Here is a 17081-nt window from a genome sequence, read left to right as displayed (position 1 = left end):
AGTTTACATTGAGTATTGCTTTGGGATTATTGGTTGTTCGTGTCGTTGTAGGTCTGTTGTTCGTTGGGCATGGTGCACAAAAGCTGTTTGGCTGGTTTGGCGGTTATGGGCCAAAGGGAACAGGCGGCTGGATGGAGTCGATTGGCATTAAGCCAGGGGTTGCTATGGCTGTTGCCGCTGGATTGATGGAACTAATCGGCGGCCTATTATTCGTCGCTGGTCTGCTTACACCTCTTGCTGCGGTATTGATTGTGCTTACTATGCTTGGTGCTATTGTGAAGGTGCATGGTCCTAACGGAATATGGGCTACCGCAAACGGTTATGAATATAATCTTGTTCTCGTAGCCATTGCTATAGGCATCGCATTAACAGGCGCTGGTGAATATTCCATTGATGCGCTTATCGGCTAATCAGAAGTGGAGCTAGTTACATTACTTTTCATATTCCTATAAAATAAGGAGTGTCATTACCATGACAAATCAAACAGCTGGTATTCACCATATAACCGCTTTTGTTAGAAACGCGCAGACGACGGCAGATTTTTATTCAGGCGTATTAGGTCTAAGGTTGATTAAGAAGACGATTAACTTTGATGCGCCAGAGGTTTATCATTTATATTTTGGCAATGAGATCGGAAGTCCAGGCACTATTATTACGTTTTTTCCTTGGGAGAATTCACGCAAAGGCAAAATTGGCGGGGGTCAGGTGGGTATAACCACTTATGTAGTTCCCGCAGGTGCATTCGGTTTTTGGAAAGAGCGTCTAGCTAAGCTTAATGTAGATTTTGCTCAAACATCAAGATTTGGAGAGCAGTATTTGCAATTCGAAGATCCTGATGGTTTAAAGCTTGAGATCGTAGCTAGGGAGCAAGGAGCGGACAGTAAATGGTCGTTTGGCGGCGTTCCGGCGCAGCAGGCGATTAAGGGTTTTGGCGGTGCCGTATTATATACGACGGCTTCGGCTAAAACCGCGGAGCTCCTTGTTAACGTGATGGGACTGGAGAAAGTCGGGGAAGATGAAGGTTATGCTCGTTTTAAAGCAACAGGCGATCTGGGCAATCTAATTGACATCAATGTAGAGGATATGGAGCATGGACATGGAGGAGCTGGCACCGTTCACCATATTGCTTGGCGGGCAAAAGACGACGCGGAGCACGCGCTATGGAGAAGCCACGTCGAGAGCCATGGCTTCCAGCCTACTAAGGTCGTGGATCGCCAATATTTTAACGCGATCTATTTCCGTGAAGCCGGCGGCATTTTATTCGAGATTGCTACAGATCCACCGGGCTTTGCTCGTGATGAAGAGCCGGAGCATCTCGGTGAAAAGCTGATGCTGCCGGAATGGTATGAGGAGCATCGTACGCAAATTGAGCAATTATTGTCACCATTTGAAGTAAGAGTATTGGAGGAGGACAAATGATGAAACATATATTCAAACAAGGAACAGATGCAACTGCACCAGTACTGCTGCTCTTGCATGGAACGGGTGGTACCGAGCGGGATTTTCTCCCGCTTGCTGAGCTAGTTTCGCCTGCTTCGTCCGTGCTGAGTGTCAGAGGAAATGTGCTCGAGAATGGTATGCCGCGTTATTTCAGACGTCTTGCTGAAGGCGTATTTGATCTAGAGGACCTTAAATTCCGCACGCAGGAGCTTAATGATTTTTTAGATCAAGCCGCAGTCGAATATGGATTCGACCGCAATAATATCGTGGCGATCGGTTATTCCAATGGAGCTAATATCGCAGGCAGCCTATTGTTCCACTATCAAGGTACGCTTCGCGGAGCGATCTTGCATCACCCGATGGTGCCGATTCGGGATGTTGATCTGCCTGACCTAGCTGGCGTACCTTGTTTCATAGGTGCGGGCTCGAATGATCCGCTTTGCACGCCTCAGGAGACGGAGGAGCTGGACCGTTTGCTGCAAGCAGCGGGGGCTCCGGTTACGGTACATTGGGAAACATTTGGGCATCAGCTAACGAGTTCAGAGGTAGCTGCGGCAGCGGCTTGGTTTAACGAAACCTTTAAAGGTTAATATAAAGCAAGCATTTCGCTTATGAAGGGGAGCCCATCATGTTATCGATTGATCCAACGAGTCAAAGTGTGCAGGACAATTATAAGCTTTTGATTGGCAGTATTGTGCCAAGACCCATTGCTTTTGTCACTACACTCTCAAGCGAAGGTGTTCTGAATGCAGCTCCGTTCAGCTTCTTCAATATCGTTACCGCTAATCCGCCTATGGTTGCGGTATCTGTACAGCGCAAGCCGGGAGGTATCCAGAAGGATACCTCCCGAAATGCCATCGCCCAAGGCGAATTTGTTGTACATATTTCTGATGAGAGCTATATCGAAGCGATTAATATAACGGCAGCAGCTTTGCCTTCGGAAGAGAGTGAGGTTGCGCTTGCAGGCTTATCGGCTATCGCAAGCGACCTTGTGCGTGTGCCGGGTGTGGCTGAAGCGAGAATTCGTATGGAATGTGTACTTGATCAATCGTTATCGCTTGGCGGTACAGCGGATTCGCCAGCCTGTGATTTATTAATTGGCAGAGTTGTACGTTTCCATGTGGATGAGGCTTTGTACGAGAATGGACGTATTAACACCGAGGCATTGAAGCCGGTGAGCCGGCTTGCTGGAAACGATTATGCGAAGCTAGGCGAGCAATTCACAATTGTACGGCCAACATAAACGTAATGTGCGGTAGAAAAATGCAGCTGCAGCTGCGGACAAGAAAAACGTCCGTGGCTGCTTTGCAAACCAATCTCCCCCGCTAACACAGCAAAAGCTGCCGAGTATAAATGTCGGCAGCTTTTTTGCTTAATCGTAAGCTTCAATTTTGATTAGATAATCTCACATGTCGGAAATCGGGTATGAGCCAATAAAATCTAGTATGGCGTCATTAACCAAAACCGGATTTTCTCTAAGCATATGAGGCCTGTGACTGCCGCCCTGAACGACGAGATATCGAGATCCTTTAATCAAGGAACTCAATTGTTTTATCTTCGCTTCACCTACAAAGGGATCATTTTCACCAGTAATCAGCAAGGATGGACAACGAATGCTGCTGAGCTGCTCGCTCGTAAGCTGAGGATAGAGACGCCAATCGTTCGCAGACTGCCGCATATGTTCTTGCCAATTCCCTCGATGAGCTTCTTCATGCCTTTCAATCATTTGATTGATGGTCGCTTGCTGCCCCTGTTCCAAAAGCCACTCTGGCTCGAATTGCTCGACACCCGTTGGATCTGCAAACCCGCTAGTTCCTATGGTAGTTAAAGTAGCAACTCTTTCGGGATAATGAACAGCGCCATATAATCCAACATTCGCCCCCAAGCTGTAGCCGATCAAATGTGCTCTAGAAATGCCAAGCGCGTCCATAAAACCAATCGTGTCCTCTACAAGCTGAGGCGTATTCCATTCGAGACTGCTGCACTTTGTTCGTCCATGGGCTCTGAAATCCGGATAATAACAAGTATATTTGCTCTGAAAATCAAGCAATTGGCTGGCGAAGGCTAGGATACCCCGAGAGTAGCCGCTGTGCAAAAAAATAACGGGCTCACCGTTCCCCATTTTTTCATAAAAAACGTCCAAATCCTTGAATGGAATGTGGGGCATGATTGTACCGCCTCCTAAATTTCATCTCAAATCCACGGCAGCTTTTTAAACGTTAGGCTTAAAGAGCTATCCTATGAATATCTCTTTTTTTGGGAGAATTGGCAAGATACATTGAAGATATAGGACTAGTTTCAAGTCCTATTTTTGAGAAATTCACGCTCGGGAGCTGAAATAGCGGGATGCGTTTTGATATAAGACTAGTTTCTATATCTAATTATGCTGAATTGGTTGTTTAAAGAGAAATAGGACTAGTTTCTAGTCCTATTTTTGAGAAATTCACGCTCGGGAGCCGAAATAGCGGGATGCGTTGWGAWATAAGACTAGTTTCTATATCTAATTATRCTGAATTGGTCATTTAARGAGAAATARGAYTAGTTTCTAGTCCTATTTTTGAGAATTCCACGCTCGGGAGCCGAAATAGCGGGATGCGTTGTGATATAAGACTAGTTTCTATATCTAATTATGCTGAATTGGTCATTTAAGGAGAAATAGGACTAGATTCTAGTCCTATTTATGAGAATTTCACGCTCGGGAGCTGAAATAGCACGATGTGGTGCTGCTATGCTATGGATTAATCGGTATCGATTGCTCCGGCACCTCTCCTGGATTGTCAGCATGAGGGTTCTCTGAGCTCTCGAAAGGAACCAAATAGTATTTCTCAGCTTTCAAATCAATTGGAACGTAGCGGTTATAAGAACCCTCAGCAGATATTTCCGCAGTGTTTGGCAGTAGCTCCACCCCGGATTCACTGACGATTTTAAACGCAATGTGGTTGGATTGCTCAGTCCAGTCATAATATAAAATCGTTGAAATAGGTGATACGACCATGTTTTTTAGATGAATGGATTGTCCGTTACCAAGTGAGATATCCTGATTAAAAGCAATCGTTTCACTTGTTGCAGCCAATTGATTCGTTGGAACCTTAATGTCAAAGGACCAAGGATTCTCAATCAGCTTCACTTTCGAATCGATGCTCCAGTCTAGATTATCGTATCTAATTTGGAAGGCAATCGTTTCACCGATCGGAAGCTCTGAAATTCGCAGCTCATTGTAGACCGTATACATGGAATCGTGAACTTTAATGGATTGTCCAGCGGTTCCTGAAGTGAGATTCTGTCCATTCATAAGTACGGTCGGCATCGGATGCATCTTGTAATTAAATTTGACCCCCTCTGCAGGCTCAAAAGTGGAGCTAATAAGCAAACGTCCGTTATCAATCAACGCTTCATCTAAGGTCCATTTCCCGTACTTATTTTCAGCAGTGGCACCAATTTCGGTTTTGAACGGAGAGTAGTCCGCGTTCTCATCTGCATTAGTTGCCATCAATCGCTCCATCAACCCTCCGACGAATGGAACATTGGCAAAAGTCACAGTCCCCGTACTGATTGAAATACCTACTGCCAATATAAAGGCCGCTGCAACGCCTGCATATTTCTTTTTATTATTGGTTTTACGTTTTCTAATTTTACTCCGTACACGTCGGTCCCAGCTCTTTTTTTGGAGGCTCGTGAGCTCCTGTTCTTCATACTGGCTTACATCCAGGCTAAGATCATTTAGCTCTTTATAAATCGACATAGTCTCACTCCTTATCCTTGATTATTTTTGAGCAGATAGCTTTTCAATTTCTTGCGTCCCCTAGAAAGCTTGTTGTGCACCCAAGATTCCTTGGCATTATAGTGCTCCGCAATTTCATGGGAAGGTGTTCCCTCTAAGTAATATTTTTCGAAAATATCCCGCTCATGCGCTGATAGTTGGTCAAACAGCTCATCTACTTGGCTTGTGCCGGCTGCTTCGCTTATTTTGAGCATGCGATCATCTATTTCGGAAACCGAAAATTGGTGATTGTGAAGCTTGATTTGTTTTCTTTGATAATCAATTGCTTTATATTTGGCAATCGCTGCAAGCCATTGTTTAAAGCCATTTTTCTCTGGATCGAAGTGCAAAATATGGTTCCATACTGAAAGCAGCACATCATCCAGACATTCCTCGTAATCCTGCTGCTGGCCATTCAAATGGCGTTTAATTATCGCAGCAAGCAGTCCTCCATATTGATGGATAATAAAAGAAATGGCTTTCTCGTTTTTGTTTTTTATGTGTTGTACAACATTGTCCTCTGTCAGTTTCAACCGTTCACCCCTCCTTGCAACAATTATTGGCGCCTACTAGGTAATACGAATAGAATTCCATTAATCTATCACATGAGAAAAAAAGAGCTAGCTTCCCGTTTCCATATCGATAATGTATCAAGCATAATAGATAGTGTTGCAATATTCTTATTTTGACATTAATGGTCCATACAAGGAGAGAGTGAGATGCACAAAATAATGATTGTAGAAGATGATCCGAAAATCGCGGAGCTTCTGCTGTCTACTATAACGAAATATGGCTATGAAGGGATACGTGTAAACGATTTTCAGCATGTTATGGATGAGTTCCATCAAGCCAAGCCGGACATGGTTCTTCTTGATGTGAATTTGCCTAGTTATGACGGCTATTACTGGTGCAGGCAAATCCGCAGCGCTTCGATCTGCCCGGTGTTGTTTATATCCGCTCGCGACGGTGAAATGGATCAGATCATGGCTCTTGAAAATGGGGGCGATGATTATATCACGAAGCCGTTTCACTCTGGAATTGTGCTGGCCAAAATCCACAGCCATCTTCGGCGTGCCTATGGGGAGTATGCCTCCAGATATGAGGAACGCGTTCTCGAAATCGAAGGGCTCATGCTTTATCCCGAAAGGCTGGAGCTGAAGCTAGAAGCTGCAATCATTGCGCTCACGAAAAAAGAATCCGACATTGTAGAAAGCCTCATTGAGCGATATCCACGGGTTGCCAGCCGCGAGGCTCTGCTTGAGAAGCTGTGGGATGATCAGGCTTACGTGGATGAGAATACGCTGAATGTGAACATTACCCGCGTTAGAAGAAAATTTCAGGAGCTTGGCATCGAAGATGCTTTGCTGACGGTGAGAGGCACAGGCTATCGGCTGAACGTCACATGGATGAAGGAAAGTGACAAGTGAAACTGTTTATAAGAGAACACGCTCTGCTCATTGTTGTTCAGCTTTTGCAATTGGGTATCATTTTTTCGATTTATTGGCTCGATGGCTATCACAATTTGGAGACAGCACTTTACGTTGTTTTTCTTGCTTTCTTCATCCTAGGCGGATACCTTGTGTACCACTTTCTTAGTCGGCGACATTATTACCTCCGCCTTAGTCAGCCTCTAGAATCGCTAGATGCTTCATTTCAGAAAATCGGGCAGTCGCCCATCTCGGAGGCGCTCCAGAAACTGTTGCATACCCAGTACCGTCATTATCAGCAGCAATTATACACGGTAAAGAAACAGCAGGAGGAGCATCTCGTTTTCATGGACCAATGGGTTCACCAAATGAAAACACCTCTTTCGGTCATTGAGCTCACTGTTCAAAATATTGATGAGCCGGAGTTTGCCAGCATACGTGAGGAACTGGAGAGAATGCGCTCGGGATTGCATACGGTCCTCTATATGGCTCGGCTCCGCGCGTTCGAACAGGATTTCCACGTGAAGCCCGTCGTTCTGTCACAAATCATCAGCGCCGTTGTCCATGACAACAAACGACTTTTTATTCGCAATCAGATTTATCCCGAGGTTCACATCAGTACACCTGAAATAACGGTCGAAACGGATGAGAAATGGCTATTTTTTATGCTCTCCCAGCTCGTCATCAATGCGATTAAATATTCTGCGAGCAAAGAGACAGAAGGGAAGAAGGTCGTGATTTCCTGCTATTTGCGCGGGAGCGAAGCTGTTACTGAGGTTATCGATCGTGGGGTTGGCATTCCTGCTGCGGATATGAAGCGGGTATTTGATCTCTTTTTTACCGGGGAAAACGGACGCGGCATGCGCGAATCAACGGGTATGGGGCTCTATCTGACGAAGGAGGCTGCTGATCGTCTTGGACATGGAATGGAGCTAACGTCAGTGGTCGATCAGGGTACGGAGGTACGTATTGTTTTTGCCGCCTATCAGAAGCTTACAAGCGTGTAATAAAAGTGAAAGTCTAATCGATAGTTAGCGGCTGACTGTCCACAGTATACTGATCACACATTAACTGTTTTCCTCTTGAAAGGAGATCTAAGTATGCTGCATGTAAGACAGGTTAGTAAAATATATGAAGGTAAAATGTCCTACCGAGCTTTGACCGACATTAATTTAACGATTGATGACGGAGATTTTGTTGGGATTATGGGTCCCTCTGGAAGCGGGAAAACAACGCTGCTGAACTTAATTGCAACGATTGACGAGCCGACAACGGGAGACATATCCTTTCACGGCAAAACGACCAGCAAGCTGGACAAAAATGAGTTAGCTATATTTCGCCGCCGTGAGCTTGGATTTGTTTTTCAGGATTTCAATCTGCTTCACACCTTGACGGTTGAGGAGAATATTGTGCTGCCGCTGACTCTGGATGGCAACAAGGTTAGCGAAATGAAGAAAAAAGTAAAAGCCATAGCAGAGAAGCTGGGCATTACAGAGATTATGGATAAACGCATGTATGAAATATCTGGGGGGCAGGCACAGCGGGCAGCGATAGCAAGGGCTATGATTCATTCCCCCAAGCTGCTGCTGGCAGATGAGCCGACAGGAAATCTTGACTCCAAAGCAGCGAAGGATGTTATGGAACTGCTGGAGAAAATTAACCGCGAGCAGAAAGCAACAATGATGCTGGTCACGCATGATGCGGTGGCTGCTAGTTATTGCAATCGCGTTGTTTTCATTAAGGACGGCAGATTCTATACGGAAATCCATCGGGGTGACAATCGTCAAACCTTCTTCCAAAAAATTATCGATACGCTTTCGCTGTTAGGAGGATATCATCATGACGTTTCGCCAGTTCGCATTCCGTAACGTCACTCGCAACAAACGGCTTTATGCAGGTTATTTTCTCAGCAGTCTATTTACGGTGATGGTTTTCTTTACTTTTTCGATCTTTGCATATCACCCTGTCCTTAGCGGGGAAAACATTCATTCCAGCGCTACGTTTGCGCTTTCTGTATCCAAGTGGATTATTTATGTATTTTCCTTCTTTTTTGTTCTGTACTCCATGAGTGCATTTCTACAATCGCGCAAAAGAGAATTTGGGCTGATGATCATGCAGGGCATGACCACTGTCCAGCTCCGTCTGATGATTTTTTTGGAAAATATGATTATTGGCATATTTGCCATTATCGGAGGCATTGGTTTGGGGCTTGTGTTTGCAAAGGCGATTTTGCTTGCAGGGGAAAATGTTCTTACCATCAACGAAAAGCTATCCTTTTATATTCCTTATAAGGCTATTGTTCTCACTCTGGTTTCATTTTTAATTCTATTTATTCTCATCTCTTTTTTTATTTCTACCGTACTGCGCAGCGGGAAGCTGGTTACGCTATTAAAGGCAAACAAGCAAGCGAAGAGCGAGCCGAAGTCATCCTTCCTTCTTTCCATGCTAGTACCAATCCTGATTGGAGCAAGCTACTTTCTTAGTTTGCGAGCCGATGGCACAGAGGCAATTTTTCTGCTTATTCCGGTTACGATCATGGTTTGCATTGGCACCTACCTGCTGTTTACACAGCTTAGCGTCTATATCATTCGGAAGCTAAAGAGTATGGAATCAATTTTTTGGCTCAAAACGAATATGCTGCTTTTTTCCGATCTCGCCTACCGCTTGAAGGACAACGCGCGCTCGTTTTTTCTGGTCGCTATTATTTCCACTGTCTCGTTTTGTGCGATAGGCTCGCTTTACGGATTTCAATCCATCATCGGTGGAGATAATGTTAAAGGAAATCCTTATCTATTCACCTACCAGACAACAATGGATGGTGATAGCAGCGAGCAAAAGCATATGGAGCAGATTGATCGCACACTGAAAGAATCGAACATCGCAAATGAAAAAGCAATGCTTAAGCTTGGTTATTACAAGGCCTCCAATAGCGATAAAATGATTGTAGTGGTTAAGCAATCCGACTATAACCATTTGGCCGAATTAATGAAAATAGATAAGATTAAGCTTTCAGGCGGCAAAGCAGCGGTTGTCGACTTTGGGATGTCACGAGCGGGTAAAGCGTTGCTTAACGAGCCATATACGCTGCAGCCTAGTGTTGTAATTGAAGCCAATCGAGCTGTTGTATCGCCAGCGGTACATGGCTTCAGCGGCTATTTCATTGTATCGGATGAACAATTTGCAAAACTCCAGCCTCCAGTACAAGAGAGCCATTATTATGCATGGCATGGACCACTGCGGCAGAAAGAAGCCATAAAGGCAGGCGGCAAGCTTACGAATCTCATTCCCTATAGCGATAAATATGAGTTTTACGCGCTTGAATTTCAAAATTCCGTGTTAAGCGAGCGCTTTGGCCCGATACTGTTCATTGGTTTGTTTATCGGAGTCGTGTTTTTTGTCTCCGCAGGCAGTTTTCTCTATTTCCGCCTGTACAGCGATTTGGATGATGACAGGCAGAAGTTCAAAGCGGTTTCGAAAATGGGTCTGAGCGACAAAGAGCTTGCAAAAATACTGAATCGACAAATGATATTGCTATTCTTTGCACCAATCGTGGTGGCATTAGTACATGGGGCTGTTGCCCTCATGACACTATCCAACATGTTTAAATACTCGCTGCTCAAGGAATCCATACTCGTGCTTGGCCTATTTTTTATCGTTCAAGTCATTTACTTCTTCATCGTTCGTTTCTTCTATATTAGGCAGGTAAAGATGGCGCTTGCCTAATTGAGCATAATTAATAAAGAGTGCTTCAGAGGTGATAACACCTCCAAAGCACTCTTCTTTATTTGTCTAATGCTTTAACAAGCAGGTCTGCATAAAACTGTGCTCCATGCTTTTTCAAATGCACGCCATCAGCGGCAAAAAAGTCCTTTTTCCCTTTGCTTGCTGTATACCAGTCTACAATGGTCACGTTCTCCGTCTTTTTCGCTGTGGCCGCGAGCATTTTATTTACGGAATCCTGCCATTTACGCGGGACACGCGTATTGATGAATATGATTTGACGCTCTGTGCCTAACGTGTCAAGAAGCTCATTCATCTGTTTTGTCGTAAAGGCACCGTTCGTTCCGAGCTGAATGACAACCGTATTTCCAAGCTGGTTATTTTTTTTCAAGCCCTCGATCACATCTAATGCCTGCCCAAACTGTCTTCCTATTTTTCCATCAACCACGATACCCGGAACCAGCTTCTCTAGGAATGGTTCAGCATCCAATAGGACGGAATCACCGATTGCTGTCACGCTGTTTTGATCGATAGGGGTGACAGTCGGTTTGTCTGGTACAGGCTTCTGATCTTTGTTTCCCTGTACGGGATTGCTGGTTGGTTTGTCATTAACAGTTGGTACAGGTTTTGGCTTACTGCCATCGGTACCGTTCACAATGGTATCAACTTTCGGCTGCTCGGGATCGGTGATAGACGGTTCGGTTTTATCCTTACCTGTACCCGGAGCCGTATTAGATTGACCAGGTTGTTCCGACGCTTGCGGAGGCGTTTGTTTTTCTGGTTCAGCTGGCTTCGGCTCGATCACAGCCTCATTTTGTCCAGTCTTGCCTTGTTCACGATCTTTGCCTGGAGCAGCTTCCTCCGAAACATTCGGCTTGGCGGGCGCAACTACAGAGGTTTCATTGTTTTTGCTATCGCCGCTGGCTGATTGCAAATTCACACTGCTTGTGCAGGATACGCTTGAGAAAACAATGACAAGCACAGCGAGATAGCTGCTGGCTTTTTTGAGTCCAATTCGCTGCGTGGTTTGCTGTTTAAACAAAGAATATATTTTTCCAAGCGCACCATGTCTTATAGGCTCCTCTATAAACCGCCAAGAAAGCTCAGCAAGTACGAACGTTAGGATTACTTGAATAAGTGCTCTTACAGGATGCAGCTCTCCGCTCTCGGCTGTTGGAGTCGTTAACACGATAATTGGATAATGGTATAAATAAATGCCGTAGGAACGGACGCCGATCCAAGCGAGTACTTTGCTCCCGATTACATTTGCGAATTTACTTGCGGGATGGGCGAGTGCAGCCACGACAACCGCAGTAGCAAGGGATAACAGCACCATGCCTCCGCGATATAGAAAAGAATCATACTCATTGGTCTGATTAATCATAACCAAAATGATGATGAAGCCGAATGTGCCTACAGCATCCATAAGCATGCGGCTGCGTGCAGACAAGGTCGATGACAGCTTCCAACTCGGCCAAACGATAGCAAGCGCTGCCCCTATGAGAAGGGAGAATGCTCTGGTGTCCGTCCCATAGTAGACACGGCTTGGATCAACACCCGGCTGGTAAAGTAGGATCATCGCACCGGCTGATACCGCAGCTGCCGCCAGTGTCCACAGTGCAAGTTTGCCCCGTTTTGGAGAGAAGCGGATAACGGCTAACAGCACGAGGGGCCACAATAAATAAAATTGTTCTTCCACTGCAAGCGACCACAAATGGCCGAACGGAGAAGCGGGGCCGAAGCTCTCGAAATAGGAAACCTCATGGAAAATAAGATACCAGTTGCTTATATAAAGAAGAGCTGACCCGATATCGCCTTTTAGAGACAATAACCGGCCTGTATCACTAATCAACAGCCATAATGAAACGACAGCTATCATGAGGAACATCGCAGGCAGCAATCGCCTAGCTCGGCGAATAAAAAACGTTTTGAGATCTAATTTCTTGGAAGGATGAAGCTGTTTCAGCAAAATGTCCGTGATTAAATATCCAGAGAGGACAAAAAACATAGTAACACCGAGCAGTCCGCCCGGTACCCATTGCAAGTTCAAGTGATAAGCAATGACGGCAAGAACGGCAATGGCGCGCAAGCCATCCAGTCCCGGCATATAGCGACTACTGTTGCCGATTGGTTTAGGCATGGCGGAATCCTCCTACAATGAATGAAATGGGGAGAATTGCAGCAAGGTCGATGAGAATAAGACGGTGGAAAAAGCTATGATTACGAATAATACCGATGGTAAAAATGGTGTTCAGCCCCTCTGGATGATGAATCGTTGTAAATCAATTATATGGCGGCAGCTAAAATAATTCGTAACAGAACAGTTACAAATCGGTATCAAACTGGAAACAAAAAAAACGAAAAATTACAGAACGAATAAATGCATGTTTCCACCAGTAAAGGGAACCGTAACCACAAGTATTTTTTTGGGAGGTTCCCTAGATGAGAATCGTAAAAGTTTGGATCGCTTCGTTTCTTGCGTTGTTGTTTATGACGAGTGGAGCAGATATTGCAGCGGCGCCGAATGGGGAACAAGAACAACTTCTAAGGGCTGCTTTTGTGCGAAATGGCGAGCTTTGGCTAAAGACAGGTCAAGTGGAGAAGAAGCTTGTAAGCGGACCTTTTGTGCGCAATCCCAAGTGGTCATTCGATGGAGAATGGCTTGCATATACGCAGGGAGATGCAGAGCAAGAGCTATGGGTGCTGCATTTGCCAACAGGCAAGAGCAAGCTCGTCGCTGCAAATGTCGGCAAAAATTTTCAATGGGCACCGAAGAATAAGCTGCTGGCCTATCAGATAAAGGATCAACTGCAATACGTTGATGCGAGCTCGCCGGACAAACCGCTTGGTTCCGCGGCAGCCATAGATAATTTCTCATGGCTGCCATATGGTAAAGGTTTTTTTGCTTCTTCACAGTCAGAGCTGCTCCCGGATGGATGGACGCCGATCCATCTYTATCAAATGCCACTTCGTACAATGGACGATCCTCGCACCTATACAACCGTTCATGTGCTGCCAGCACCATCTGACGATTTTTTTGCAGTCGGCACGAGTGAGTTCAAATGGTCCGCTGATGGTCGATGGATCGCATTTCTTGCTAAGCCAACCGCGTCGTTATCGGCCGATAGCAACATCCTCTGTGTGATTTCAACTGACGGCGTTGTTTTTCGAACACTTGATGAGATGGTGAATAATCCCCAGTGGTTCTCATGGGCAAAGAGCGGCAGCCGGCTCGCTTACATTGCAGGGATCGGGCGCGAGGCCACCAGTAACAAACAGCTGAAGGTGCTGGAAGTGACATCTGAGAAGGGGGCTGCGTACACGCCTAAGCATTTCGTTGATCAAGCATTTGTTTGGCAGGATTTGCAGCATATTATTGTGTCGAGAGCAGCGGAGTCTAAACCAGATGGTGATCAGCGCCGTGCAGCATTTCCTTACTTAGTAAGGGTGGAGCTGAATAATGGCGTGCAAAAACATATGACAAAGCCCTCCCGAAAGTATGGCGCTTATAACCCGGTAGTTCTTCATTCGAAGCTCTTTTGGGTGAGGGATGATCATACTACAGCAAATGTAATCATGGCGGACATAGATGGACACCATGCAGTGGAATGGATAAAAGGTATCGACCAAGCAGATTCTTATTATGGACAATGGGACTGGTCTGAGGTGATTGCATTCTATTGAGTGTTTCATGTGCATCATAACGTATGCGGCAAAGATCAGAATATGCTCAATTGATAACCTATTCTACATGCTATAATATATGGAGGTAATGGAGACAAGCTGGCTGAGGAACGCCCAGTTCAATTATGATAATTACTTAAACAAGGGAGTGGAACAATCAATGATTAGTAAAGTCGGTCAAATCATGCTGTATGTAGATAACCAAGATAAGGCAGTGGAATTTTGGACAGAAAAAGTAGGTTTTCAAGTCATTTCTGAAGAAAATAACGGCCAAGGGTTTCGATATATTGAAATTGCTCCTACAAAGGATTCAGAAACAACGATCATTCTACATAATAAGGAATTCGTTGCAAAAATGTCACCAGGATTAAATCTTGGTACACCATCTTTAATGTTTTTTACGGAACACTTCGAACAGCTGCATGGCGACTTGTCAAATAAAAGTGTCACTGTCGGTGACATTGTAACGATGCCTTCTGGAAGAGTATTCAACTTTGCAGATGATGAAGCAAACTACTTTGCTGTAATGGAGAAAAAGTAATATTCCCCTTCCTTTTCAGTGTATTCAGAAACGAATGCTCTATCAAACAGCGGCAGTCTTTCGAGACTGCCGCTGTTCTTGCAATGACAAGTTAATTCATGCTCTTTATTCGAACAATCCCTTCAGTTGATGCCGCGTCTTCGTACATAAAATATAAAGAATAATCTCCTGTTGTATAACTAATGCCATATTCATCATACCCGCCATCAGAATTGCCTTCGGAATCTGGTTCTCCCAAAACCTTTTTAACCTCTTCTACGGATTCGTTTATTTTTATATCGATTACGCCTATCTTATTTTCGTCCCAAATATAGAAGTAGCAGTTATCATATTTTAAATAATCAGCATTTTCAAACCCAACTTCGTCAGGCTGTCCATAGGCTTGCTCTAGTTCGCTTCTAGATTGGTTTAAATTCACTTTTAAGCCCTTAAGCTGCCCTTTTTCGGCTGTTTCTAGAAGCTCGCTGTCGAGGCTAAATCGACACGCATTCCCTTTACCCGTTTCTATTTGACGCGTTTCAGGTTCTTCGGCTTTCGCACAGGCGGAGAGGAGGAGCATCGATAGTAAAAGGCATATTCCAGTGGTTTTGCTTATCCTACTTATCATAGAAACGCCTCCAATAGTTCACTCGATATAACTCTAAACGGGCCGAGTAAATGAAATGTTTCAAGAGCTTCGCGCCGTCAAGCTAGGTCAAGTGTACAAGGTGTCTGAGGACTGGCTGAGGGAGGACCCGCTTTCCATGCTGGGACAAATGAGCGATGTTGTGAAAAGGCTTGGTGAGTGAGGTGTGCTCGTGCTTGGCCACATAATTAAGTCTGAATCCCACAGACGATAGTGAACGTTTCTAAGTATCGCCTGTTTTTAGCTCACAACCCTCGCATTCTGTACGAACAAAGCGCTCGCCTTGCCAAGTGTAAAGCGTTTGCGCTTCTTTCCCTTTGTCCATGTCGTAATAACGATTTATAAATGAGGTATTTCCGGCTTTTTCGTATAGGGTGGAATAGCTGTTGTCAGCCGTGAACAAGCCTTGATGCAAGACAGCGATGCCTTCTGGCAAGAGAGAATACAAATTAAAAGTTGAGCCGTTCGAGGTAAAGGATTGGCCGATTGAAAAGTCGAGGCTGCCATCGTTGTTATAGTCTGCAAAAGAAATAACAAATTGGCAGCTCTGATTGAAAATTAGCGGTCCGCTGTTGAATGTAGGATTTAAGTCTAAAGCATGCAAGAGCGTGCCGTCTTTAGCAATCAGCTCCAGACGAAATTCCCCTTCCCAGTATGTCCCCATATTAGGGCCTATTTCCTTCTCCTCTTTAGACTCGCCAGACATCATGCGCACATAAAGCTTTTCTTCTTCGCCGTCTTGGTCATAATCGACAGCTGCTTCGGCGATCACCGTCGGTTTTTCTGTTCCATTGGAATGTGTAGAAGCTTTTTTAGGGAGTGCGCATCCTGATGAGATCAACATAATCAGCATAACGATACTTAATACAGATAGAGCTCTGTTCATGAAGCACCCGCCATCCGCTTGAAATATTTGCTAATTAATCAGACTGCGTAACAGGAGGAAATGTTTCATCAATAAATTAAATTATGTTCGAGATTTAGCGGGGATGGGCTAATTAGCTTTATTCAAAAAGGACAGGAACCATTAAAGAAATAAATATGGTTCCAACTAAGAATGAGATTAACGAAATTTTATAACTACGTTTTATTATAAAAATTATCCCCAATACAACAACTAAAAAGGGAATGCTCCACAAAAAGTAAGGCAAAAACTGTTGAATCATAATATTGAAAATTCGAAACCATGTTTCTCTTTTTCGACGTTGTATTCCTTGCTGTCTAAATAATGGCGCTAGTTTTTAATAACGCCATGCCAAATCATCTACTACCCATTATTATATCCTTTCGTATACTCATATTTGTTCGTCAATAATAAGATTGAACATAGTCAAACAAAAAAAGGGATGCTCTTAAGCGAATAAATTCGCTTGAGAGCATCCCTATTCCTTATATCTGAACAAGCAGTAAAATGATAGATGATAAACATAAGCATGTGCTGACCAAGCATAGGAACATGACGACCTGCTTATGATTGAGGCCGGCCCGCAGCAAGCGATAATGCGCTTGGCTGGCATCTGCCTGATAGATGGCTTTGCCTTGCAGCATGCGCTTCACGACAACGAATATATTATCGAAGATCGGTACGCCGAGCGCCAGAATTGGGATAAACAACGACATCACGGTAGCTTGCTTAAATGCGCCGTCTAGTGCAATGACCGCCAAAATAAACCCAAGGAAGGTAGCTCCAGCATCGCCCATAAAGATTTTTGCAGGAGGTTTGTTATATCGCAGGTACGCAATGGTGACACCTACTAAAATAATAGCCATGATGGCGGAATTGGATTGTCCTTTGGCCAGTGCTACAACGAACAGCGTTACGGCAGAAATCGCCGATAGTCCGCCAGCGAGCCCGTCCATGCCATCGGAGAAGTTAATGACGAC

18 protein-coding genes are annotated in these 17081 nt (G+C 44.7%); 11 read left to right on the top strand and 7 right to left on the bottom strand.

Features of this window, described 5'->3' with window-relative positions; translation table 11 throughout:
- Positions 1-8 precede the first annotated feature (8 nt).
- From AB4Z17_RS04830 to AB4Z17_RS04815, 4 genes are all read left to right on the top strand, one after another.
- Complete coding sequence (locus AB4Z17_RS04830) at positions 9-410, top strand: DoxX family protein (RefSeq protein ID WP_372238955.1); 402 nt, start codon at positions 9-11, stop codon at positions 408-410.
- Positions 411-471: 61 nt separating this feature from the next.
- Positions 472-1419, top strand: coding sequence for a ring-cleaving dioxygenase (locus AB4Z17_RS04825; RefSeq protein WP_441958465.1), 948 nt, complete (start codon positions 472-474; stop codon positions 1417-1419).
- A complete protein-coding gene (locus AB4Z17_RS04820; RefSeq protein ID WP_441958507.1) occupies positions 1419-2030 on the top strand; it encodes an alpha/beta hydrolase in 612 nt (203 codons plus the stop codon). The genes AB4Z17_RS04825 and AB4Z17_RS04820 overlap by 1 nt, the downstream gene beginning before the upstream one ends.
- A 38-nt stretch (positions 2031-2068) precedes the next feature.
- Entirely contained in the window at positions 2069-2683 is a 615-nt protein-coding gene (locus tag AB4Z17_RS04815) for a flavin reductase family protein (protein WP_441958463.1), read from the top strand.
- A 162-nt stretch (positions 2684-2845) separates the two neighbouring features.
- Here AB4Z17_RS04815 and AB4Z17_RS04810 read toward each other — a convergent pair whose 3' ends face one another.
- The 3 genes from AB4Z17_RS04810 to AB4Z17_RS04800 form a co-directional block, all read right to left on the bottom strand.
- On the bottom strand, positions 2846-3607 hold the full coding sequence (locus tag AB4Z17_RS04810) for an alpha/beta fold hydrolase (protein WP_441958462.1): 762 nt from the start codon (positions 3605-3607) through the stop codon (positions 2846-2848).
- A gap of 564 nt (positions 3608-4171) precedes the next feature.
- On the bottom strand, positions 4172-5182 hold the full coding sequence (locus AB4Z17_RS04805) for a DUF4179 domain-containing protein (protein WP_441958460.1): 1011 nt from the start codon (positions 5180-5182) through the stop codon (positions 4172-4174).
- 11 nt (positions 5183-5193) lie between these two features.
- On the bottom strand, positions 5194-5733 hold the full coding sequence (locus tag AB4Z17_RS04800) for a sigma-70 family RNA polymerase sigma factor (protein ID WP_441958459.1): 540 nt from the start codon (positions 5731-5733) through the stop codon (positions 5194-5196).
- Positions 5734-5919: 186 nt separating this feature from the next.
- Here AB4Z17_RS04800 and AB4Z17_RS04795 point away from each other — a divergent pair, with 186 nt between their 5' ends.
- The 4 genes from AB4Z17_RS04795 to AB4Z17_RS04780 all read left to right on the top strand — a co-directional run bounded on the left by AB4Z17_RS04795 (position 5920) and on the right by AB4Z17_RS04780 (position 10350).
- Positions 5920-6627 (top strand): response regulator transcription factor, encoded by a 708-nt coding sequence (locus tag AB4Z17_RS04795; RefSeq protein WP_430056572.1) that lies wholly within the window; start codon positions 5920-5922, stop codon positions 6625-6627.
- A complete protein-coding gene (locus tag AB4Z17_RS04790; protein ID WP_441958457.1) occupies positions 6624-7634 on the top strand; it encodes a sensor histidine kinase in 1011 nt (336 codons plus the stop codon). The genes AB4Z17_RS04795 and AB4Z17_RS04790 overlap by 4 nt, the downstream gene beginning before the upstream one ends.
- Before the next feature lie 93 nt (positions 7635-7727).
- A complete protein-coding gene (locus tag AB4Z17_RS04785) occupies positions 7728-8495 on the top strand; it encodes an ABC transporter ATP-binding protein (protein WP_441958455.1) in 768 nt (255 codons plus the stop codon).
- Positions 8467-10350: an ABC transporter permease gene (locus tag AB4Z17_RS04780; protein WP_441958453.1), complete on the top strand. Its 1884-nt coding sequence runs from the start codon at positions 8467-8469 to the stop codon at positions 10348-10350. Before AB4Z17_RS04785 ends, AB4Z17_RS04780 begins: the two co-directional genes overlap by 29 nt.
- Positions 10351-10408: 58 nt before the next feature.
- Here AB4Z17_RS04780 and AB4Z17_RS04775 read toward each other — a convergent pair whose 3' ends face one another.
- Positions 10409-12487 (bottom strand): acyltransferase family protein, encoded by a 2079-nt coding sequence (locus AB4Z17_RS04775; protein WP_441958451.1) that lies wholly within the window; start codon positions 12485-12487, stop codon positions 10409-10411.
- 302 nt (positions 12488-12789) lie between these two features.
- Here AB4Z17_RS04775 and AB4Z17_RS04770 point away from each other — a divergent pair, with 302 nt between their 5' ends.
- Together AB4Z17_RS04770 and AB4Z17_RS04765 are read left to right on the top strand one after the other, a co-directional pair.
- The gene (locus AB4Z17_RS04770) at positions 12790-14031 is read left to right on the top strand and encodes a hypothetical protein (RefSeq protein ID WP_441958449.1); all 1242 of its coding nucleotides are present in this window, start codon (positions 12790-12792) and stop codon (positions 14029-14031) included.
- Positions 14032-14191: 160 nt separating this feature from the next.
- A complete protein-coding gene (locus tag AB4Z17_RS04765) occupies positions 14192-14572 on the top strand; it encodes a VOC family protein (protein ID WP_441878494.1) in 381 nt (126 codons plus the stop codon).
- 91 nt (positions 14573-14663) lie between these two features.
- Here AB4Z17_RS04765 and AB4Z17_RS04760 read toward each other — a convergent pair whose 3' ends face one another.
- Entirely contained in the window at positions 14664-15179 is a 516-nt protein-coding gene (locus tag AB4Z17_RS04760) for a DUF4309 domain-containing protein (RefSeq protein ID WP_441958447.1), read from the bottom strand.
- Positions 15180-15234: 55 nt separating this feature from the next.
- Here AB4Z17_RS04760 and AB4Z17_RS04755 point away from each other — a divergent pair, with 55 nt between their 5' ends.
- On the top strand, positions 15235-15360 hold the full coding sequence (locus AB4Z17_RS04755; protein WP_441958445.1) for a hypothetical protein: 126 nt from the start codon (positions 15235-15237) through the stop codon (positions 15358-15360).
- Positions 15361-15420: 60 nt separating this feature from the next.
- On the opposite strand, the gene AB4Z17_RS04750 is transcribed toward AB4Z17_RS04755, so the two are convergent.
- Positions 15421-16083, bottom strand: coding sequence for a hypothetical protein (locus AB4Z17_RS04750; protein ID WP_441958443.1), 663 nt, complete (start codon positions 16081-16083; stop codon positions 15421-15423).
- Between the two features lie 503 nt (positions 16084-16586).
- Positions 16587-17081 (bottom strand): MraY family glycosyltransferase (locus AB4Z17_RS04745; RefSeq protein WP_441958441.1); only part of this gene is annotated, 495 nt, incomplete at its 5' end.

Source organism: Paenibacillus sp. TAF43_2, assembly GCF_052113545.1.
GTDB lineage: Bacteria > Bacillota > Bacilli > Paenibacillales > Paenibacillaceae > Pristimantibacillus.
Note: the sequence above shows the minus strand (reverse complement) of the source record. Positions and strands in the feature narration are given on the sequence as shown.